This is a genomic window from Micromonospora sp. NPDC047527 (assembly GCF_040643015.1).
Lineage (GTDB): Bacteria > Actinomycetota > Actinomycetes > Mycobacteriales > Micromonosporaceae > Micromonospora.
In genome coordinates, this window is the sequence record NZ_JBEYTK010000007.1 from 50,216 (window position 1) to 69,320 (window position 19,105).

Consider the following 19,105-nt stretch of genomic DNA (forward strand, 5'->3'; position numbering starts at 1 on the left):
GCCGCATGAAGACCGAGTGGCGTATCTTCCTGATCATCGCCGGGTTCCTCTTCGGCGCCACCATCCTCTACGGCGTCTGGACCCACGGTGAGTCCGGCGGCGTCGAGTGGGTGGGCACGGTCGCCCTGCTGCTGTCGTTCCTGCTATGCACGATGTGCGGTGGGTTCTTCTGGTTCGTCTCCCGCCGCATCGACCTGCGCCCGGAGGACCGCCCGGACGCCGAGATCGCCGACGGCGCCGGTGAGGTGGGCTTCTTCAGCCCGGGTAGCTACTGGCCGTTCGGCCTGGCGATGGCCGCCTCGATCGCCGCGCTGGGCCTGGTGTTCTGGCAGTACTGGCTGATCGGCGCCGGCATGCTGGCGGTCATCTTCGCCGTCTGCGGGCTGCTGTTCGAGTACTACACCGGCACCCGGCGTACCGCAGAGCACTGATCCATCCGGCCGCGCTCGCGGCCGACCCGTACCGCCACGAAGGCCCGCACCCCGATGGGGGAGCGGGCCTTCGTCGTGATCAACTCCACCTCGGCGATGCGGGGGTGACAGCGCGGCGGGATGCCCCCACGTCGGCGATCTGGCGTCGATCGCGACGCCGCACACCTCAGGCGGCGTGGCGGCGGGTGCGCTGAGGGCGTTGGCGGTCACCCAGGCGGGTGACACGGGAGGCGAACGTGGCGAGGACCACGGCGGCGCCGCAGTCGGTGCAGATCAGCTCGGGACAGTCGGTGCCGTGGCCGTCGACGCAGGGCGGCGCCTCAAACAGCGTCACGCCCTCGCAGACGTCGCAGTGCAGCTCGCGGTGCGACACGGGCGTCTCCTTTTCAGTCCAGGTGAACCGCCCCGGATGCGACAGCGGCGCACAGCGGAAACGGAGAACTACTCGGCTGTAGTTTCACACGCGGGTACGACAAATCCCCACGCACCGTCGCCGGAAGCAGCAAGGGTCACGAGTCGAGAGTGACCGGGCCGCCAGGCGCGCGTCAGGTGGTGGCGGTCTCGATCCAGCGGTCGAGGGTGGCCGCCGCCGCACCGGAGTCGATCGACTCGGCGGCGCGGTCCAGGCCGGCGCGCAGCGCCTCGGTCAGGTCGCCCTCCAGCGAACCCTGGGTGGCCAGTGCCGCCGCCGCGTTGACCAGCACCGCGTCGCGCACCGGACCGGTCTCGCCGGCCAGCAGGCGACGGGCCACGTCGGCGTTGTACGCGGCGTCACCGCCGCGCAGGTCACCGAGGGTGGACCGGGGTACCCCCAGGTCCGTCGCGTCCAGCACAGCCTCACGTACGGTGCCGCCCTGAGCCGCCCAGACGCGGGTCGGCGCGGCGGTGGTGAACTCGTCCAGCCCGTCCTCGCCGCGCATCACCAGCACGGAGTCGCCACGAGCGGCGAACACGCCGGCCATCACCGGCGCCATCCGCGTGTCGAAGCAGCCGACGGCACCGGCGCGAGGCCGGGCCGGGTTGGTCAGCGGGCCGAGGAAGTTGAACACGGTGGGGACGCCCAACTCCCGGCGTACCGGCCCGGTGTGCCGCATCCCGGGGTGGAAGCGGGCCGCGAAGCAGAATCCGATGCCGGCCTCGGTGACGCAGCGCACGATCGCGTCCGGGTCGAGGTCGAGCGGGATGCCGAGGAATTCCAGCAGGTCGGCGGTGCCGCAGGAGGAGGACGCGGCCCTGTTGCCGTGCTTCACCACCCGGACGCCGGCGCCGGCCACGACCAGCGCGGCCATGGTGGAGATGTTGACCGTGTGCGCGAGATCACCGCCGGTGCCGACCACGTCCAGGGCGGTCGAGCGCAGCTCGTCGGGGAGGTCGACCGGGACCGCCCGGCTCAGCATGGTCTCCACCAGACCGGCCAGCTCAGCCGAGGTCTCGCCCTTGGCCCGCAGCGCCACCGCGAAGCCGGCGACCTGTGCGGCGCCCGCCGAGCCGGCCATGATCTCGCCCATCGCCCACGCCGTGTCGGCGGTGGACAGCTCCTCGCCGCGCAGCAGCGAGGTGAGCAGGTGCGGCCAGGTCCGATCGCCCATGACGGGCCTCCCGAGCGTACGAAGTGCGGGTGGGCTGGAACCGGCGCCGATCCCTCCGGCGCCGTGTCGGTGCCGGAGAGCGGGGGACGTCAGGCGGGTGCGTGCGTCCGCAGCAGCTCGGCCACCGTGCTGCCGGTGGTCACCGGGTCGAGCGGGTGCACCAGCGTCGCGTCGACCTCGGCGTACGCGGCGAGCCATCGGTCCGCGGCGCGGGCGATCACCAGGCAGGTCGGCGGCGCGTCGTCCCGGTCGTCCTTGATCTGCCGGGCGATGCCGATGCCGCCGCCCGGGCTCGCCTCACCGTCGAGCAGCAGCAGGTCGATCTCGTAGTCGTCGACCAGGCGGATCGTCTCGGCGTAGGTCGACGCGTCCACGAACTCGACCTGCAACCCGGGTGCGGGCCGGGTGCCGACAGCGAGCCGCATCCGGTCACGGACCTGCGGGTCGTCGCTGTAGAGCAGGACGGTGCAAAGTCGGTCGCTCATGCCGGCACTCCGCTTCGCTGCGTGCCGCCATGAGGCACCATCGCACTGAGCCCGATGATTCGTTCGCTGCGCTCACTCATGCCGGCACTCCGCTTCCACCTCGTAGCTGCCCGCAGATCGTACCGGTCCACGTGACGTAGCCGACACGCCGCCCGCCGCCGCCCGTCCGGCGTACCGTCGGCGCAGCTCAGGCGGTCGCGGCGTCGGCGGCGCGGTCGCGGGCCTCCTGGCGGTCCAGCTCGCGGTCGAGTCGGCGGGCCTCCCGCTCGGACTGTTTGATCCACTGCACGACCAGCACCGCGATCATCGTCACGCTGACGAATTCGCCACCCGCCCACAGGATGCCGCCGGCCAGCACCTGGTCGGCCTTGGGGTCGGCCCAGCCCAGGTTGAGCGACGGGTACCAGTCGCCGCCGAAGAGCGTGCTGCTCTGCATGATGGTGAGCCCGAGCACGGTGTGGAACGGCACGGAGAGCAGCATCAGCAGCGCGCGTGCCGGGTACGGCCAGCGGCCGGGCAGGGGGTCGAGGCCGAGCAGCGGCCAGAAGAAGACGCAGCCGGTCATGATGAAGTGCGCGTGCACCAGCTCGTGTGCCCAGGCGTGTTCCAGCGTGTAGCGGTACAGGTCGCTGAAGTACAGCACGAACGGGTTGACCACGAAGATGGCGAACGCCACCAGCGGGAAGCTGTAGATGCGGGCGACGCGGCTGTGGACGATCGCCAGGAGGCGCTTGCGCGGCCCGACCGGCAGCGTCCGCAGGGCCAACGTCATCGGCGCGCCCAGCGCGAGGAAGATCGGCGACACCATGGAGAGCACCATGTGCTGGACCATGTGCACCGACAGCAGCGCGGTGTCGTAGGCGTGCAGCCCGCTGACCGTGACCAGCGCGATGCCGCCCAGGCCAGGACCGAGGAAGAACGCGGTACGCGCGATCGGCCAGCGGTCGCCGCGGACGCGCAGCCGGTGCACCCCGTAGAGGTAGAGGCCGGCGGCGAGCACCAGGCCGAGGGCCAGCCAGCTGTCCAGCCGGGTCTCGGTCAGGACCGCGCCGACGGTGAACGGTGGCGGGGTCGCCTCGGCGCTGGCGGCCAGGGTGGACGAGCCCGCCGGGGTGGCCGCGAGCACAGCGGCCGGGACGGCCGAGGTGGCGGCGAGGATCGGATCGACGTGCAGCACGCTTTTCAGGCTAGGCCAGGCGAACCGGACCCTGACGGTCGGCCCACGGAAGGCGCAGGTTTGCCACCCCGCTGATCGCCGCCCCCGGTCAGGGGCAATAATGACGGCGTGACTGCGGCCCCAGCCATTGACAAGAGCCGGATCCATTCTCTGACACGACCCAACATGGTCAGCGTCGGGACGATCGTGTGGCTCTCCAGTGAACTCATGTTCTTCGCGGCGCTCTTCGCGATGTACTTCTCCATCCGCGCGGCAGCGCCGGAGCAATGGGAGAAGCACACCGAGGTGCTGAACATCCCGTACGCGACCACCTTCACGGTGATCCTGGTCCTCTCCTCGGTGACGTGCCAGCTCGGCGTCTTCGCGGCGGAGAAGGGCGACGTGCACGCGCTGCGGCGCTGGTTCACCGTCACGTTCGTGATGGGCCTGATCTTCGTGCTCGGCCAGCTGAACGAGTACCGCGAGCTGGTCCACGAGGGCATCAAGATCAACGCCGACGGGTACGGCTCGATGTTCTACCTGACGACCGGCTTCCACGGCCTGCACGTGGCCGGTGGTCTGGTCGCCTTCGTCATCTTCATGGTCCGCACGACCATGGGCCGGTTCACTCCGGCGCAGGCGACCTCGGCGATCGTCGTGTCGTACTACTGGCACTTCGTCGACGTCGTGTGGATCGGGCTGTACGCCATGATCTACTGGCTTCAGTGATCTTGGCGCGTCACGAACCGCGCCGCTGCTTCGTCCCCTGAGACAAGGTCCAACCGGTTAAGGACACCGCTCATGACTTCTGACAACGACCGCCGACGCGGCCTGCTCGCGCGGTTGCGCGAGCGGCCCGCCGCGCGCAGCAGGGGCCGCCGCCGGCTGGGCGCCGCAGTCCGGCTGATCGCCGCGCTGATGCTTGCCGGCGGTGCCTACACCGTCTTCGCCCCCGGTGCGCAGGCGCAGGACAACCCGCCGATGACCGGCGCCGCTGCCGAGGGCAAGGCGCTGTTCGACGTGAGCTGTGTGACCTGCCACGGACGCAACGCCCAGGGCGTCGAGGGTCGCGGGCCGAGCCTGGTCGGCGTCGGCGGGGCCTCGGTCGAGTTCCAGGTCAGCTCCGGCCGGATGCCGATGGCCCGGCAGGAGGCGCAGGCGCACCGCAAGCCCCCGCTCTTCACCGACGAGCAGACCCGTCAGCTCGCCCAGTACGTCCAGGAGCTCGGCGGCGGTCCGGTCGTTCCGGAGGGCGACGTGCTCCGCGACGGCGCCAACGTGGCGGCCGGCGGCGAACTGTTCCGGATCAACTGCTCGCAGTGTCACGCCTTCGGCGGCGGCGGTGGTGCCCTCTCCTCGGGCAAGTTCGCCCCGAGCCTGCACCCGGCGACCGACCGGCAGATCTACGCGGCGATGTTGAGCGGCCCGCAGAACATGCCGGTGTTCGGCGACAACCAGCTCCGGCCGGAGCAGAAGGCCGACATCATCGCCTACATCCAGGAGACGCTGAAGCACGACCAGGACCCGGGCGGGTTCAACCTCGGTCGGTACGGGCCGTCCACCGAGGGCCTGGTGATCTTCCTGGTTGGCATCGTGGCGCTCGTCTTCGCCAGCCTCTGGATTGCGGGCAAGTCGTGACCGAGCGGACCATCAGATTCCGTGCCGTGGTGCCGCTCGGCGCCACCCGTAGCGAGGTGACGGCATGAGCACCCACACCGAGCACCAGGCCTCGCAGGGCCCGGAGCCGCTCGACCTGAACGACCCCAGGCTGACCCGGTTCGACATCGTCCGCGAGGGCGCTCGTCGGGACGACATCGAGATCGTCCACTACGAACCGCAGGTGCTGCCCGGCACCAAGGCCGAGCGTCGGCTGACCCGGGTGGTGGCCGCGTTCTTCCTGATCACCGGCCTGGCGGCCACCGCGTTCCTGGCCATCTACATCTGGTGGCCGTGGCAGTACGAGCCGGGCCGCGGTGGCGACAAGCTCTACACGCCGCTGCTCGGCGCCACCCTCGGCGTGGCGCTGCTCGCCGTCGGCTTCGGCATCCTGACCTGGGGCAAGAAGTTGCTGCCCAAGGAGGTCTCGATCCAGGACCGGCACGAAGGTCAGGTGGACGCCGAGGGCCGCACCATCACCGGGCAGACCATGCTCTACATGGCCGACGAGCTGGGTGTGAAGCGTCGCCCGCTGCTGGGCATCTCGCTGCTGGCCGGTCTCGCGCCGGTCGCCGCGGTCGCCGCGGCGCCGCTGGTCGGTGGGTTGATCTCCAACCCGCACAAGAACAACCAGATGTTCCGCACCGGCTTCTCTCCCGCGGAGGGTGGCCAGCGGATCCGCCTCGTCCGCGAGGACGGCCGTCCGATCCGTCCGGCTGACGTCAGCGCCGGCGGTCAGCTGACCGTCTTCCCGGGCATCGACCACGGCGTGAGCAACCTGCACGCCGACTCGCCCACGCTGCTGATCCACCTGCGGGACTCCGACGCGCAGGAGTCGCGCCGGGCCAACGAGCGGATCGGCCACGGCGACTACATGTGGGGCAACTACGCGGCGTTCTCCAAGATCTGCACGCACGCCGGCTGCCCCGCCAGCCTGTACGAGCAGCAGACCAACCGGCTGCTCTGCCCGTGCCACCAGTCCCAGTTCCTGATCACCGACAACGCCAAGCCCGTCTTCGGCCCTGCCAGCCGGCGGCTGCCGCAGCTGCCGATCGAGGTGGACTCCGAGGGTTTCTTCGTGGCGAAGTCCGACTTCACCGAGACCGTCGGGCCTGATTTCTGGGAGCGGCCATGAAGCGTCGAAAGCTTGACCTTGCGGCGACGCCGGGCAAGGCTGCGGTGGGAGTGGACGACCGCTTCCAGGTGGCCACCCCGCTGCGCAAGCTGCTGAACAAGGTCTTCCCGGACCACTGGTCCTTCCTGCTCGGCGAGATCGCGCTGTTCTCGTTCGTCGTGCTGCTGCTGACCGGTGTGTTCCTCACCTTCTTCTACGAGCCGGCGATGACCGAGGTGGTCTACAACGGCAGCTACGCCCCGTTGCAGGGCACCCCCATGTCCGCCGCGTACGCCTCCAGCCTGGACATCTCGTTCGACGTCCGCGGTGGCCTGGTGATGCGGCAGATGCACCACTGGTCGGCGCTGCTGTTCATGGCCGCGATCGTCGTGCACATGCTGCGGGTCTTCTTCACCGGCGCGTTCCGCAAGCCGCGCGAGACCAACTGGATCATCGGCTCGCTGCTGTTCTGGGTCGGCTTCCTGGCCGGCTTCACCGGCTACTCGCTGCCGGACGACGGCCTGTCCGGCACCGGCCTGCGGATCGCCTCGGCGATCATGCTGTCCATCCCGGTGATCGGCTCCTGGGTCACCTCGTCGGTCTTCGGCGGCGAGTTCCCCGGCACGATCATCATCAGCCGGTTCTTCATCGCCCACGTCCTGCTCGTCCCGGGCCTGCTGGTCGCGCTGATCAGCGTCCACCTGGGCCTGGTCTTCAAGCAGAAGCACACCCAGTGGCCCGGCCCCGGCCGGACCAACAACAACGTGGTCGGCGAGCGGATGTTCCCGCGCTACGCGTTGAAGCAGGGCGGCTTCTTCATGGTCGTCTTCGGCGTCATCGCGCTGATGGGCGGTCTGTTCCAGATCAACCCGATCTGGCTGTTCGGCCCGTACGAGGCGTGGGTGGTCTCGGCCGCCAGCCAGCCCGACTGGTACGTCATGTTCCTCGACGGCTCGACGCGACTCATGCCGGCCTGGGAGATCAACATCCCGATCGGTGACGGATACGTCATCCCGCCGCTGTTCTGGCCGACGGTGGTGCTACCCGGCATCCTGGTGGGCCTGTCGACGATGTACCCGTTCCTGGAGGCGCGGCACCTCAAGGACCGCAAGAGCCACAACCTGCTCCAGCGGCCCCGCGACGTTCCGGCCCGGACCGCGCTCGGCGCCATGGCGGTGTCGTTCTACATCGTGCTGACGCTCTCCGGCGCCAACGACGTGATCGCCGACAAGTTCCAGATCAGCTTGAACGCGATGACCTGGGCCGGCCGGATCGGCCTGCTGATCCTCCCGCCGCTGGCGTACTACGTCACCTACCGGCTCTGCCTGGGTCTGCAGCAGCACGACCGGGAGGTGCTCGCGCACGGCGTGGAGACCGGCATCATCCGGCGTATGCCGGACGGTCGGTTCGTCGAGGTGCACCAGCCGCTCAGCGCGGCGAACGGGCACGGCGACGGCCACGGCGAGCTGGAGTACGTCGGCTGGGTGGTGCCGAAGAAGATGAACCGGCTCGGGGCCCTCGGCCCGGCGATCCGGGGCTTCTTCTACCCGATCGAGAAGCCGGTCGAGGCACCGGTTTCGCCGGGGCACCCGCCGGTCGAGGCCCGACCCGAGCACGAGGAGATCAGCAGCGGCGAGAGCCGTCGCTGACCCCCCGAACGCTGCGTCACGTGGCGCCCGCCGGACTCCGGCGGGCGCCACGCCGTTTACCGGCCTTCGTCGCCCAACCGGCCAGGAGTCGGACGGCCGACGCGGGACCGGTCGACCCCGCGCGACGGGCGATCGCAGGAATAACCCCGGTGAGCCGGGTATCCGTGCGGTCCAACGTCTCTAGGGGGGGAAGCATGTTGGGTATCAAACGCCTCGGCCTGTTGGCCGCGCTGGTACTGGTCGGCGTCGCGCCTGCTGCGGCCGCGCAGGCCGCGGCGCAGCCGTCGACGCAGGACACCCAGTATCTGCAGGCGCTGCACCAGGTGAACCTGTTCGAGATCACCGCCGGTGGCCTGGCCGAGCAGAAGGGCCAGGACCAGGGGGTGAAGGACCTGGGCGCGATGTTGAAGACCGACCACACGTCTCTGGACCAGACGGTGCAGCAGACCGCGTCGCAGCTCAGCGTCGAACTGCCGAAGGAACCCACCGCCGATCAGCAGGCGGTCATCGACAAGCTGAACAACGTCAGCGGCGCGGAGTTCGATCGGCTCTGGGTGACCAGTGAGCTGGCTGGCCACGTCCAGGCCATCCAGGCCACCCAGACGGAGATCTCGCAGGGCTCCGACCAGTCGGTGGTCCAGTTGGCCCAGACCGCCCTGCCGACGCTGCAGGCGCACTATGACGAGCTGGTCCAGCTCGCCAACCAGTTGGGTATCCCGGTCCCGCAGACCAGCGCCAGCGGTACGCCCAGCCCGGGTGGCACCGGCACTGAGTCGCCGGCCCCGGGTGGCACCGGCACCGAGTCGCCGGCCCCGGGTGGCACCACCGAGTCGCCTGCGCCGGGCGGCGGCACCACCGAGACGCCGGCTCCGAGCGTGAGCTGACGTAGCGGCAGCAAGGACGGCCGGTTCACCCGCTCGGGTGGACCGGCCGTCGTGTGTCCGGGTCGGCCCGGGCCGTGGAACGCCGACGGCGTCAGTCGGCGCTGGCCAGGCCGATCGCGAAGGCCTGCTCCAGGTCGTGCTGGGAGTACGCCCGGAACGCGATGTGCGACTCGGTGTTCAGCACGCCCGGCACCTTGGAGATGCTGCCCGCGATGACCTGGGCGATCTGGTCGAACTCGCGGACCCGGACGATGGCGATGAGGTCGACGTGCCCGGCCACCGAGTAGACCTCGCTGACGCCGGGAACGTTGGCCAGGGTCTCCGCCACCTCGGGGATCGCGTCGGTGGCGCAGTCGATCAGCACGATCGCGGTGATCACGGCACATTGCTCCGTTCGTTGGCGTCGTCGCCCATGCTAGATGTTTTCCCACCGGGTCGAGCCGGGGGTGGAGCCATCGGGGCTCAGCAGGGCACGGTCAGGTCGTCGGCGGCCCGGACCACGTCCCGCAGCCGCTCGCCGTCGCGCACGGTCGCGCCGGGCCACACCACCGTGCGGCACACGTCGCCGTCCACCCGCGCACCGGCGCCGACCACCGATTCCACACAGCGACCGGTGACCGTCGCCGAGGGGTCGACCAGGACGCCACCGGCGGCGGCGTGCAGGTTCGCCCTCAGGTAGTCGGCGGGGGTGCCGGTGTCGTAGAAGGTGCCCCGGTAGGGCACCACCTCCAGCGCGCCGGCCGCCTCGGCCGGCCGCCAGACGGCGTGTACCAGGTCGGAGAGGACCACCGGCAGGTCACGGACCAGCCGCCAGGGCAGCAGCGACAGGCCGGTGAAGCAGTGCCCGGCGAAGGTGCCAGGTGCCGCCGGGTCGGCGGCGGGCTGACCGAGCAGGCGTACGGTGTGCCCGTCCCAGCCGTCCAGCATCGCGGCCACGTCCGGGCCCGGGGGAGCGGCCGGGTCGGCCAGGTACGCGTCCGCGTTGCCGACCAGCACCGGCCGTCCGTCGATCCAGTCCCGCAGGTTGGCCAGGCCGCCCGCGGTGCCGAGCGGGTCACCCGGCTCTACCGACAGGTGAGCCCGGTCGTCGACATGCGCGACCACCTGGTCGGCGAGGTAGCAGGCGTTCACCGCGACCCGGGCCGGGCCGGCCAGGCCGAGCCCCGCCAGCCGGGTCAACGCGTGATCCAGCAGTGGCACGTTGCCCACCGGGCAGAGCGCCTTGGGCACCCGTTCGGTGAGCGGGCGCAGCCGGGTGCCCTCGCCGGCGGCCAGCACCACCGCGCAGACGTCCGCCGGCCCGCCCGCCCCGGTCATGGCGCGGTGTCGGGGATCGGTGGCGGGAACTGCCCGGCCAGCGGCCCGATGTCGTAGTAGGCGAGCAGCCGGGCGGTGGGCCAGGTCAGCTTGGGCAGGTCGTCCAGCGGGTGCCACGCGGCCTCGAAGACCTCCGCGCCGTCGACCGCCAGCGCGGTGTCGGACGCCGGCACCTCCGTCTCGAAGACCATGTCCACCCAGCCCTTGGCGTGCACGATCGCGTTCGGCACCGCCGGGCGCAGCCGCGACGGGGGGAGACGGATGCCGGACTCCTCGAACAGTTCGCGCGCCGCGCCCACCACCGGCGCCTCGGCCCGATTGAGCAGGCCGGCGGGGAGCGACCATCCCCGGCCGGGCGGCTGACGCAGCAGCAGCAACCGGCCCGCGCCCGTGGCCTCGGCGTCGCGGACCAGGGTGACCGCGCCGACGATGTACTTCGGTACGGCCAGCCGGACCAGGCGCCGGCGCACCGGCAGCGGCAGCCGGTAGAAAGCCTGGTAGAAGATGGCCCGACCAGTGGCGCGGGAACGGGGGATCATGACCCCAGGCTAGTGGTCACGAATGTCCCTCGGATGCCGTGGGGCCCGGCCGGTCACTGCCGATGGTCGACCAGGTCGATGAGCTGGCGCACCACGGTGTCGGGTTCGAGCACCCGGTCGAAGACCGCGACCAGCAGGGTCTCCAGGTCGGGGTAGCCCAGCTCCTCGGAGAGCCGCAGCAGCGGCAGGTCGCTGGCGAGGCCACGGTTGTGCTGGCGCAGGGCCAGCCCGATGGTGGCCCGACCCAGGCGGACCTTGTCGCTGATCGTGATGCCCGGCTCGGTGTGCTCGGCGAACCAGCGGTTGATCTGCATCTGGGCGTGCGGCGACTTGACGAAACTGAGCCATTCGCGGCGCGGGCCCCGCCGTTCCTCACCGGCTTCGAAGCCGCTGTCGCCGTCGTTCTCGGTGAAGATCTCCACCACGTCGCCCTCGTCCAGCTCCGAGCTCAGCGGCGCGAGCCGGCCGTTGATCCGGGCGGCGAGGCAGCGGTCGCCCCGCTCGCTGCCCAGCTCGTAGGCCACGTCGACAGGCGTGGCACCGGCCGGCAGCACCACCTGACGCCCGTCGGCGAAGACCTGGATCTGACCCTCGGCGAGGTCGCAGCGCAGCGACTCGTAGAACTGCGCCGGGTCGGCGGCGTCCGGCTCCCAGTCGAGCACCCGGCGCAGCCAGTCCAGCTGCTCGGCGCGGGCCGCCGCGCCGCCCCGGCCCGAACGCGGGAAGCGGAAGTCGGCGGCGATGCCGTACTCGGCCGACCGGTGCATCTCCTCGGTGCGGATCAGCACCTCGACCGTGCGGTTCTGTGGGCCGCAGACGCTGGTGTGCAGTGAGCGGTAGAGGTTGTTCTTCGGTGAGGCGATGAAGTCCTTGAAGCGGCCGGGGACCGGTCGCCAGGTGCCGTGGATCGCGCCCAGTGCGGCGTAACAGTCGGTGGCCGGGCCGTCGACCACCACCGAGATGCGGGGCAGGTCGTACGGGGCGGTGTGACCGCCGGCGACGGTGTCCTTCCAGATCGAGTAGAGGTGCCGGGGGCGAGGGGACACCTCGGCGTCGACCCGGCTGCGGCGCAACGCCACCCGGGTCCGGGTCACCACCGAGTCCAGGTACGCGTCCCAGCCGGGCCGGTCGTGTACGTGCCGGGCCAGCCGGGCGTGCTCGTCGGGCTCCAGGTGCAGCAGCACCACGTCGTCCAGCTCACGCTTGAGGCTCTGGATGCCCAACCGGTCGCAGAGCGGGACCAGCACCTCCTGGGTCTTGCGGGCGATCCGTTCCCGCGACGCGGCGGAGCGCACACCGAGGGTCCGCATGTTGTGCAGCCGGTCGGCCAACTTGATGATCAGCACCCGGACGTCCTTGGCGGCCGCGACGATCATCTTGCGGATCGTCTCTGCCTCGGCGGCCTTGCCGTAGAACGCCTTGTCGAACTTGGTCACCCCGTCGACCAGGTGGGCCACCTCGCCGCCGAAATCCTCGGACAGCGCCTGGAGCGTGTAGCGGGTGTCCTCGACGGTGTCGTGCAGCAGCGCCGCCACCAGGGTGGTGGTGTCCATGCCCAGCTCGGCGCAGATCTGCGCCACCGCGAGCGGATGGGTGATGTACGGTTCGCCGCTCTTGCGGAACTGCCCGCGGTGCATGTTCTCCGCGATGGTGTACGCCCGGCGCAACACCGCCGGGTCGGTGCCGGCGTGGATGCTCCGATGGGTGCGGACCAGTTGGGTGACCGGGTCGGAGTCGGTGGTCGGCCAGGTGAGTAACGACCGCAGGCGGCGGGTCAGTGGCAGCTCACCCGACTGGGTCGGCAGGGCGCCCCCCAGGGCGGCGCCGTGTCCGGCGTCGACGTCCACGAGGGACACCTCCTCACCCCGGCTCCGCGCCCGCCGGACCCGGCGGACGGGAGCAGGCCCACGAAACGGGCAGGACTGCACTCCTCTAACAGCCTAAGCGAGCCGACGTAGTCCGATCGGACACTTGGTCATGAGCGTTCGGTCGAGAGTTGGTGGGATGCTCCGCTCTCGGCCTTCGCCAGCAGGTCACGGAAGCGGCCCGCGCCACCGGCTGGCGAGGACCATCCGGAGGACATCTCGACGAGCCGGGTCTCCGATCGCTCCAACCAGGACAGGATGCGTTCGGACTCCTCCGCCGTGGCCGACGGCACCGGGCCGTGCCCGCCCGGCACCGTCTCGGCGGTGGCCCGGATGGTGGTCAGCGTGGGTCGCGGGTGAACGCCCGGCGGGGACACCCCAGCGCCGGCCAGCCGGCCGTGCCGGACCAGGGCCAGCTCCCAGCCGCCCCGAGCGGCCGGCCGGGCGGCGGCCAGCTCGGCGATCCCGGTCAGCGCGGCCAGCCGTTGCATCCGCAGGGTGGCGCGCAGCACCGCGGCCAGCCGGGACCGCGTCACGGCGGCCTCCTCGTAGCGCTGGTCGCGGGAGAGCACCTCGATCCGGGCGAGCAGCGCGTCCACCACCACCTGCGGGTCGCTGGCGGTCGCGGTGCGAAACGGCGCCGCCGCGCGGTCGTCGTACTCGTCGGGGGTGATCTTGTGCTCGCAGGGTGCCGGGCAGCGACCCAGCTCGGCCAGGGCGCAGGCCGGCGTGACGGTGCGCAGCGAGAGCCGGTGCGTGCACTGGCGCAGCGGCACGGCGTCGTGGAAGCCGGCGGCGGCCAGCTCAGCGGACCGCCGGGAGGTGAAGGGCCCGAGATAGGCGGTGTCCGCGGGGGAGATCTCACGGACGATCGACAACCGGGGGTACGGGCCGTCGGTCAGCTTGAGCCAGACCATGCGCTCCGGGTATTTCGACCGCCTGTTGTACGGCGGCGCGTGCGCGGCGATCAACCGCAGCTCGCGGACCTCAGCCTCCAGCGAGTGCGCGCACTCCAATGCCTCGACCCGCTCGGCCGCGGCCAGCATCTCGGAGATCCGGGCGCGCTTCTCGCCGGCGGTGAAGTAGCTGCGCACCCGGGTCGCGATGTCGCCGGAGGTGCCGACGTAGAGCGGCCGGTCGTCGGCCGCCCGGAAGATGTAGACCCCGGGGACCTTCGGCAGCCCCTCGGCCAGGTGGCGCTTGCGGCGCTGGGTCGGGGTGACGGCGCGGGCGAACTCGATGGCGTCGCCGACGGTGTCCACCCGGTGGCCGCCGAGCCGGCCGATCAGCCCGTGCAGCACGTCGACGGTGGCCTTCGCGTCGTCGAGCGCACGGTGGGTGGGCTGGGTGGCGGTGCGGAAGTAGGCCGCCAGGGTGCCCAGCTTGCGGTTGGGCACCTCGTCGCGGGTCAGCACCCGACGGGCCAGCGCGGCCGTGTCCAACACGCGGGGACTGGGCCAGCGGTAGCCGTGCTTCGCGCAGGCGGCCTTGAGGAAGCCCACGTCGTAGGGGGCGTTGTGGGCCACCAGCACCGCGTCGGCGATGAACTCCAGAAAGCTCGGCAGCACCTGCTCGATCGGCGGCGCCGGCACCAGCATGGCCTGGGTGATCCCGGTCAGGACGGTGATGAACGGCGGGATCGGCTGCCCCGGGTTGACCAGGGTGGCCAGCACGCCCAACTGCTCGCCCCCGCGCACCTTGACCGCGCCGATCTCGGTGATGCCGCCGCCGTCGGGCGCTCCACCGGTGGTCTCCAGGTCGACCACCACGAAGGTGGTCGCATACAGGGGCAGTGCCGGGTCCACCCCGCCCGCCGCCGGGTCGAGACCGGCCAGTGATTCCTGGACGTACTCCGCCTGTGCCATCGGCGGCACGCTAGCGCCCCGGTCCGACACTCCCGGCACAGCGGCCTCACCAGTAACCATGGGGCTAGGATGAGAGATCGGCTCACTCACCGGGCGGTGGGCCCACCAACGGTGGGAGACTTGCCACATGCCCCTCACCGAGCCGTACGACGACCACCTCCCGCAGGAGGATCCGGTCGTGGGCGACGGTGCCGTGGGCGACCCGGACATCAGCGAGGATTCCGCCGGACCAGCCGGTGGTGAGCCGGCGGTCGAGCCGGAGCCCACGTTGCCCGAGCCGGTCCGACAGCGGATCGTGGCGCTGACCGCCGCCGTGCTGCCCGCCCTGCCCGCCGACGAGGTGCCGGTGCCGCTGCGCCGGGTGGCCAAGTTCGCCCCGAACCGGCGGGCCCGGCTCGGCGCGCCGGCCATCGCCGCCCAGCTCGCCGCTGATCCGCTGTTCCGGCAGCGGGTCACCGCCCGGGTGCTGACCGACGCCGGCGACCTCGGCGCGGCCGTGATCGAGGGCACCGCGCCGGCCGCCGCCGACCCCGTCGAGGTGGCCGCGCTGGCCTACCTGGCCCGGCCCCGCGGCTGGCGCCAGTTGATCGACGCCAGCGGCGCCGCGGTTCGCGCCGAGGCCGACAGCGCGGTCGTCGCCGAGCTGGTCCGCGAGGCCGAGCAGCGGGCCACCCGCGCCGAGCACGACCGGGCGGTGGCCCGGGTCGAGGCCGAGAAGCTGCGCGACGAGCTGTCGCGCGTCCGCGAGGAGCTGGGCCAGCTCCGCGAGGAGTCCCGCCAGCTGGCCCGTACCCTGCGGGAGACCCAGGCCCGCGAGCGCAAGGCCACCGAGCTGCTGGCCACCGAGCGGGGCCGGGCGGCGCGGGCGAGCGCCGACGTGGACGCCGAGCTGCGTCGCGCCCGCGCCCGGCTCGCCGAGGCGGAGGCGGCGGCCGGGGTGGCCCGCGCCAGCGCCAAGGAGGCGCGCTCGGTCGACGACGCGCGGCTCTGGCTGCTGCTGGAGACCATCGGTCAGGCCGCCGTCGGGCTGCGCCGCGAGCTGGCCCTCGACCCGGTGGACAAGCTCCCCGCCGATTTCGTGGCCGACGCGTTCGCCGAGCAGCCGGGCGCCGCCCCGGCCGGTCCGGCCGCGCGTGCCCGCGACACCGACGATCCGGCCCGGCTGGACCAGCTGCTCGCCCTGCCCCGGGCGCACCTGGTGGTCGACGGCTACAACGTCACCAAGCGCGGCTTCGGCGAGATGTCCCTGGAGCAGCAGCGCAAGCGTCTGATCACCGGGCTGGGCGGGATCGCCGCGCAGACCGGCGACGAGGTCACCGTCGTGTTCGACGGGGCGGAGCGGATGCACGGGCTGCCACCGGCGCCGCGCGGCGTCCGGGTGCTCTTCTCCCGCAAGGGCGAGACGGCCGACGAGCTGATCCGACGGCTGGTCCGCGCCGAACCGGCGGGTCGGCCGGTCGTGGTGGTCTCGTCCGACCGCGAGGTGGCCGACGGGGTCCGCCGGCACGGCGCGTACCCGCTGGGGGCCGACTCGCTGCTGCGGCGGCTCGCCCGCTCCTGACCTCGACCCCCGGCGTTGTCGACACGGTCGGGGTGTCGGACCGGCCGGGATACCCCGATATCGCTGATCTGGAGTGGATCTCGCCCGCAACGGTCGGTGCGGACGGTTCTGTCGTACCCGGTGGATAGCGTCGATGTGACCGACGGTGCTCGGCCGGCGACGACAAGGCGCGGGCCGGCATCGCGAGCCGATCAGGAGGCGTGATGCTCATCGACTGCGACGGGTGCGCGAAGCGGGGCACGGGCTGCTCCGGCTGCCCGCTGGCCGCCCTGTTCGACGAGACGTCCCCGGCGGCCGGGCTGGTCGCCGCCGAGGTCGAGGCGATCGAGGTGCTCGCCCGAGCCGGCTTCGACGTGGAGGTGCTGGCCGCGCCCGCGCGCCCCGGCACGGCCCGCCGCCAGGCCCGCCGCCGGGTCGCCTGAGCGCGGCACGCCGGGCGTCCGGCGCGGGTCCGCCGCCACGCCGCCCGCCGGGTCGGCTGAGCGCCATACCGCGCCCGGTGCGGGGTTTTCGCGGGCCATAGGATGGGCGGTCACGGCGGGAGGAGCGGCGGAATGAGCGGGGTACGACGCGGCGGCAGCCAACCCGTCGGCGGCGCGGCGGTGCCCCGGTGACACCGCGCGGCTGGGCGCTGCTGACCCTCGCCGGGTTGACCGTGGCGCTGGTGGTGATCGCCGCGCTGCTCATCCCGTGGCACCGGCCGCCGGCACCCCGCGCTGACCAACTGGCCGCGCTGCGCGACCTCCCGGCCGAGCAGGTGGCCCGTGGGCGGGAGTTCCGCGCTGCGCTGCGCCCAGGCGGGTACGCGGCGCTCGCCGTCGGTCTGCTGATCGCCCTCGCCCTCGGCCTCACCCCGCTGGGCAGTCGCCTGGTCGAGCTGGTGGGCCGGCCGTTCGGTGGGCACTGGATCGCGCAGGCGGTGCTCGGCGGGCTCGCCGTGGTGCTCGTCGCCGACCTGCTCACCCTGCCGTTCTCCGCCTGGCGGCAGAGCGTGCTGACGCGGTACGGGCTGAGCACCAACGGCTGGAGCGGTTGGGCCGTCGACCTGCTCAAGTCGTACGCCGTGAGCGCGGTGATCGGCGCGGTCGCCCTGTTCGGCTTCTACGCGGTCATCCGGCTCGCGCCGCGCTGGTGGTGGGCGGTCGGCGCGGCCGGCGCCGCACTGCTGGTGGTGCTGCTCTCGTTCGTGCTGCCGGTGCTCGTGGAGCCGGTGTTCAACCGATTCACCCCGATGGAGCAGGGGCCGCTGCGCACCGAGTTGATGAGCATGGCCGCCCGCGACGGGGTGCCGGTGCGCGACGTGCTCGTCGCCGACGCCTCCCGGCGCACCAGGGCGGTCAACGCGTACGTCTCCGGTCTCGGGCCGACCCGGCGGGTGGTCGTCTACGACACGCTGCTGCGCGAGGCCACCCCGGCCGAGGTGACGGCCGTCGTGGCGCACGAGCTGGGGCACGCGAAGGACTCCGACGTGGCGGTGGGCACGCTCACCGGGGCGTTGGGCGCGGCGGCGGCGGTGGTGGCGCTCTACCTGCTCGGTTCGTGGGGGCTGCTGCTGCGGCTGGCCGGCGTCGACTCGGTCGCCGATCCGCGCGCGTTCCCGCTGCTGGTCGCCCTGGTCACGGTGGCTGGTCTGGTCGCGGCGCCGGCGCAGGCGCTGATGTCCCGCCGGGTGGAGGCGCGGGCCGACGCGCACGCGCTCGCGCTCACCCGTGACCCGGTTGCCTTCGAGTCGATGCAGCGCCGCCTCGGCTCGGTCAACCTCGGCGATCCCGATCCGCCGCGCTGGGAATACCTCTATTCGGCCTCGCATCCGTCCACCGTGGAGCGGATGGCCGCCGCCCGCGCGTACGCCCGGGAGGCCGGCCGATGAGCCGCACGTTGCTGATCACCAACGACTTTCCGCCCCGCCCCGGCGGGATCCAGTCCTTCGTGCACAACCTGGCGGTGCGTCAGCCGGCCGGCTCGGTGGTGGTGTACGCGTCGAGCTGGCGGGGGGCGGCGAAGTTCGACGCCGACCAGCCGTTCGAGGTGGTTCGGGAACGCACCCGGGTGCTGCTGCCCACCCCGCTGATCGCCCGGCGGGCGGCCCGGCTGGCCCGCGCGTACGACTGCGACACGGTGTGGTTCGGCGCGGCCGCGCCGCTCGGGCTGCTCGCCGCGGGCCTGCGCCGCCGGGCCGGGGTGCGTCGAGTGGTCGCGCAGACCCACGGCCACGAGGTCGGCTGGGCGGCGTTGCCCGCCGCGCGTCCGGCGCTGCGCCGGATCGGCCGGGGCGTCGACGTGACCACCTACCTCGGGGAATACACCCGCAGCCGGTTGGCCCGGGTGCTCGACGGCGTGACCGACCTGCGCCGGTTGGCGCCCGGGGTGGACGTGGACACCTACCACCCCTCGGTGGATGGTGAGCCGGTCCGCGTCCGGCTGGGGCTGGCCGACCGGCCGGTGGTGGTCTGCGTGTCCCGGCTGGTGCCGCGCAAGGGGCAGGACATGCTGATCCGGGCACTGCCGGAGATCCGCCGCCGGGTGCCCGACGCGGCGCTGCTGATCGTGGGCGGCGGGCCCTACCGGGCGACGTTGGAGAAGTTGGCCCGGCAGGCCGGGGTGGAGCGGGACGTGGTCTTCACCGGCTCGGTGCCGTCGGCCGAGCTGCCGGCGCACTACGCGGCCGGCGACGTGTACGCGATGCCCTGCCGCACCCGCAACCGTGGCCTGGACGTGGAGGGGCTCGGCATCGTCTACCTGGAGGCGTCCGCGACCGGTCTGCCGGTGGTGGCGGGCGACTCCGGGGGCGCGCCGGACGCGGTCCGCGAGGGGGAGACCGGGTTCGTGGTCCCGGGGCGGGACGTCGCCCAGCTCGTCGATCGTGTGTCCCGGCTGCTCGCCGACCGCGATCTGGCCCGCCAGTTGGGCGCGGCGGGCCGGGCGTGGGTGGAGCGGGAATGGCGCTGGGAGGCGCAGGCGCAGCGGATGACGGCCCTGCTCGCCGGCTGACCG

At 72.3% G+C, this 19,105-nt stretch carries 19 protein-coding genes; 10 read left to right on the plus strand and 9 right to left on the minus strand.

The window, feature by feature from the left end; genetic code table 11:
• Positions 1 to 5 precede the first annotated feature (5 nt).
• Entirely contained in the window at positions 6 to 431 is a 426-nt protein-coding gene (locus ABZ808_RS24700) for a cytochrome c oxidase subunit 4 (RefSeq protein WP_357010826.1), read from the plus strand.
• A gap of 166 nt (positions 432 to 597) precedes the next feature.
• On the opposite strand, the gene ABZ808_RS24705 is transcribed toward ABZ808_RS24700, so the two are convergent.
• The 4 genes from ABZ808_RS24705 to ABZ808_RS24720 all read right to left on the minus strand — a co-directional run bounded on the left by ABZ808_RS24705 (position 598) and on the right by ABZ808_RS24720 (position 3,682).
• Complete coding sequence (locus tag ABZ808_RS24705) at positions 598 to 804, minus strand: hypothetical protein (protein ID WP_357010828.1); 207 nt, start codon at positions 802 to 804, stop codon at positions 598 to 600.
• Positions 805 to 976: 172 nt separating this feature from the next.
• The gene (gene trpD, locus ABZ808_RS24710) at positions 977 to 2,020 is read right to left on the minus strand and encodes an anthranilate phosphoribosyltransferase (RefSeq protein WP_357010830.1); all 1,044 of its coding nucleotides are present in this window, start codon (positions 2,018 to 2,020) and stop codon (positions 977 to 979) included.
• Between the two features lie 89 nt (positions 2,021 to 2,109).
• Complete coding sequence (locus ABZ808_RS24715) at positions 2,110 to 2,505, minus strand: hypothetical protein (RefSeq protein WP_357010832.1); 396 nt, start codon at positions 2,503 to 2,505, stop codon at positions 2,110 to 2,112.
• A 187-nt stretch (positions 2,506 to 2,692) separates the two neighbouring features.
• Positions 2,693 to 3,682 (minus strand): cytochrome c oxidase assembly protein, encoded by a 990-nt coding sequence (locus ABZ808_RS24720; RefSeq protein WP_357010834.1) that lies wholly within the window; start codon positions 3,680 to 3,682, stop codon positions 2,693 to 2,695.
• A gap of 108 nt (positions 3,683 to 3,790) precedes the next feature.
• Here ABZ808_RS24720 and ABZ808_RS24725 point away from each other — a divergent pair, with 108 nt between their 5' ends.
• The 5 genes from ABZ808_RS24725 to ABZ808_RS24745 all read left to right on the plus strand — a co-directional run bounded on the left by ABZ808_RS24725 (position 3,791) and on the right by ABZ808_RS24745 (position 8,964).
• The gene (locus ABZ808_RS24725; protein ID WP_357010836.1) at positions 3,791 to 4,390 is read left to right on the plus strand and encodes a heme-copper oxidase subunit III; all 600 of its coding nucleotides are present in this window, start codon (positions 3,791 to 3,793) and stop codon (positions 4,388 to 4,390) included.
• Positions 4,391 to 4,462: 72 nt separating this feature from the next.
• On the plus strand, positions 4,463 to 5,299 hold the full coding sequence (locus tag ABZ808_RS24730; RefSeq protein ID WP_357010838.1) for a cytochrome c: 837 nt from the start codon (positions 4,463 to 4,465) through the stop codon (positions 5,297 to 5,299).
• Between the two features lie 64 nt (positions 5,300 to 5,363).
• The gene (locus ABZ808_RS24735; RefSeq protein ID WP_357010840.1) at positions 5,364 to 6,452 is read left to right on the plus strand and encodes a Rieske 2Fe-2S domain-containing protein; all 1,089 of its coding nucleotides are present in this window, start codon (positions 5,364 to 5,366) and stop codon (positions 6,450 to 6,452) included.
• Positions 6,449 to 8,080: a cytochrome b N-terminal domain-containing protein gene (locus ABZ808_RS24740; protein ID WP_357010842.1), complete on the plus strand. Its 1,632-nt coding sequence runs from the start codon at positions 6,449 to 6,451 to the stop codon at positions 8,078 to 8,080. The genes ABZ808_RS24735 and ABZ808_RS24740 overlap by 4 nt, the downstream gene beginning before the upstream one ends.
• A gap of 194 nt (positions 8,081 to 8,274) precedes the next feature.
• Entirely contained in the window at positions 8,275 to 8,964 is a 690-nt protein-coding gene (locus tag ABZ808_RS24745) for a DUF4142 domain-containing protein (RefSeq protein ID WP_357010844.1), read from the plus strand.
• A 91-nt stretch (positions 8,965 to 9,055) separates the two neighbouring features.
• Here ABZ808_RS24745 and ABZ808_RS24750 read toward each other — a convergent pair whose 3' ends face one another.
• The 5 genes from ABZ808_RS24750 to ABZ808_RS24770 all read right to left on the minus strand — a co-directional run bounded on the left by ABZ808_RS24750 (position 9,056) and on the right by ABZ808_RS24770 (position 14,550).
• A complete protein-coding gene (locus tag ABZ808_RS24750; protein WP_357010846.1) occupies positions 9,056 to 9,343 on the minus strand; it encodes an Lrp/AsnC ligand binding domain-containing protein in 288 nt (95 codons plus the stop codon).
• An 83-nt stretch (positions 9,344 to 9,426) separates the two neighbouring features.
• Positions 9,427 to 10,281 (minus strand): sugar phosphate nucleotidyltransferase, encoded by an 855-nt coding sequence (locus ABZ808_RS24755; protein ID WP_357010848.1) that lies wholly within the window; start codon positions 10,279 to 10,281, stop codon positions 9,427 to 9,429.
• A complete protein-coding gene (locus tag ABZ808_RS24760; RefSeq protein ID WP_357010850.1) occupies positions 10,278 to 10,820 on the minus strand; it encodes an NUDIX domain-containing protein in 543 nt (180 codons plus the stop codon). The genes ABZ808_RS24755 and ABZ808_RS24760 overlap by 4 nt, the downstream gene beginning before the upstream one ends.
• A 53-nt stretch (positions 10,821 to 10,873) precedes the next feature.
• Positions 10,874 to 12,667, minus strand: a complete 1,794-nt coding sequence (locus ABZ808_RS24765; RefSeq protein WP_357011223.1) for an HD domain-containing protein — start codon at positions 12,665 to 12,667, stop codon at positions 10,874 to 10,876.
• A gap of 128 nt (positions 12,668 to 12,795) precedes the next feature.
• Positions 12,796 to 14,550, minus strand: coding sequence for a DEDD exonuclease domain-containing protein (locus ABZ808_RS24770; RefSeq protein WP_357010852.1), 1,755 nt, complete (start codon positions 14,548 to 14,550; stop codon positions 12,796 to 12,798).
• 127 nt (positions 14,551 to 14,677) lie between these two features.
• Here ABZ808_RS24770 and ABZ808_RS24775 point away from each other — a divergent pair, with 127 nt between their 5' ends.
• The 4 genes from ABZ808_RS24775 to ABZ808_RS24790 all read left to right on the plus strand — a co-directional run bounded on the left by ABZ808_RS24775 (position 14,678) and on the right by ABZ808_RS24790 (position 19,102).
• A complete protein-coding gene (locus ABZ808_RS24775; RefSeq protein ID WP_357010854.1) occupies positions 14,678 to 16,111 on the plus strand; it encodes an NYN domain-containing protein in 1,434 nt (477 codons plus the stop codon).
• 203 nt (positions 16,112 to 16,314) lie between these two features.
• Positions 16,315 to 16,533 (plus strand): hypothetical protein, encoded by a 219-nt coding sequence (locus tag ABZ808_RS24780; RefSeq protein WP_357010856.1) that lies wholly within the window; start codon positions 16,315 to 16,317, stop codon positions 16,531 to 16,533.
• Positions 16,534 to 16,721: 188 nt separating this feature from the next.
• Entirely contained in the window at positions 16,722 to 17,981 is a 1,260-nt protein-coding gene (locus tag ABZ808_RS24785; RefSeq protein WP_357010858.1) for a M48 family metallopeptidase, read from the plus strand.
• The gene (locus tag ABZ808_RS24790; protein WP_357010860.1) at positions 17,978 to 19,102 is read left to right on the plus strand and encodes a glycosyltransferase family 4 protein; all 1,125 of its coding nucleotides are present in this window, start codon (positions 17,978 to 17,980) and stop codon (positions 19,100 to 19,102) included. The genes ABZ808_RS24785 and ABZ808_RS24790 overlap by 4 nt, the downstream gene beginning before the upstream one ends.
• The last annotated feature ends 3 nt before the right edge of the window (positions 19,103 to 19,105 follow it).

What these genes read in the sequence shown, in the direction of transcription:
- ABZ808_RS24700 (WP_357010826.1), top strand. Translation starts at nt 6, where the DNA reads ATGAAGACCGAGTGGCGTATCTTCCTGATCATCGCCGGGTTCCTCTTC.
- trpD (WP_357010830.1), bottom strand. Translation starts at nt 2,020, where the DNA reads ATGGGCGATCGGACCTGGCCGCACCTGCTCACCTCGCTGCTGCGCGGC.
- ABZ808_RS24715 (WP_357010832.1), bottom strand. Translation starts at nt 2,505, where the DNA reads ATGAGCGACCGACTTTGCACCGTCCTGCTCTACAGCGACGACCCGCAG.
- ABZ808_RS24730 (WP_357010838.1), top strand. Translation starts at nt 4,463, where the DNA reads ATGACTTCTGACAACGACCGCCGACGCGGCCTGCTCGCGCGGTTGCGC.
- ABZ808_RS24735 (WP_357010840.1), top strand. Translation starts at nt 5,364, where the DNA reads ATGAGCACCCACACCGAGCACCAGGCCTCGCAGGGCCCGGAGCCGCTC.
- ABZ808_RS24740 (WP_357010842.1), top strand. Translation starts at nt 6,449, where the DNA reads ATGAAGCGTCGAAAGCTTGACCTTGCGGCGACGCCGGGCAAGGCTGCG.
- ABZ808_RS24745 (WP_357010844.1), top strand. Translation starts at nt 8,275, where the DNA reads ATGTTGGGTATCAAACGCCTCGGCCTGTTGGCCGCGCTGGTACTGGTC.
- ABZ808_RS24755 (WP_357010848.1), bottom strand. Translation starts at nt 10,281, where the DNA reads ATGACCGGGGCGGGCGGGCCGGCGGACGTCTGCGCGGTGGTGCTGGCC.
- ABZ808_RS24760 (WP_357010850.1), bottom strand. Translation starts at nt 10,820, where the DNA reads ATGATCCCCCGTTCCCGCGCCACTGGTCGGGCCATCTTCTACCAGGCT.
- ABZ808_RS24770 (WP_357010852.1), bottom strand. Translation starts at nt 14,550, where the DNA reads ATGGCACAGGCGGAGTACGTCCAGGAATCACTGGCCGGTCTCGACCCG.
- ABZ808_RS24775 (WP_357010854.1), top strand. Translation starts at nt 14,678, where the DNA reads ATGCCCCTCACCGAGCCGTACGACGACCACCTCCCGCAGGAGGATCCG.
- ABZ808_RS24780 (WP_357010856.1), top strand. Translation starts at nt 16,315, where the DNA reads ATGCTCATCGACTGCGACGGGTGCGCGAAGCGGGGCACGGGCTGCTCC.
- ABZ808_RS24790 (WP_357010860.1), top strand. Translation starts at nt 17,978, where the DNA reads ATGAGCCGCACGTTGCTGATCACCAACGACTTTCCGCCCCGCCCCGGC.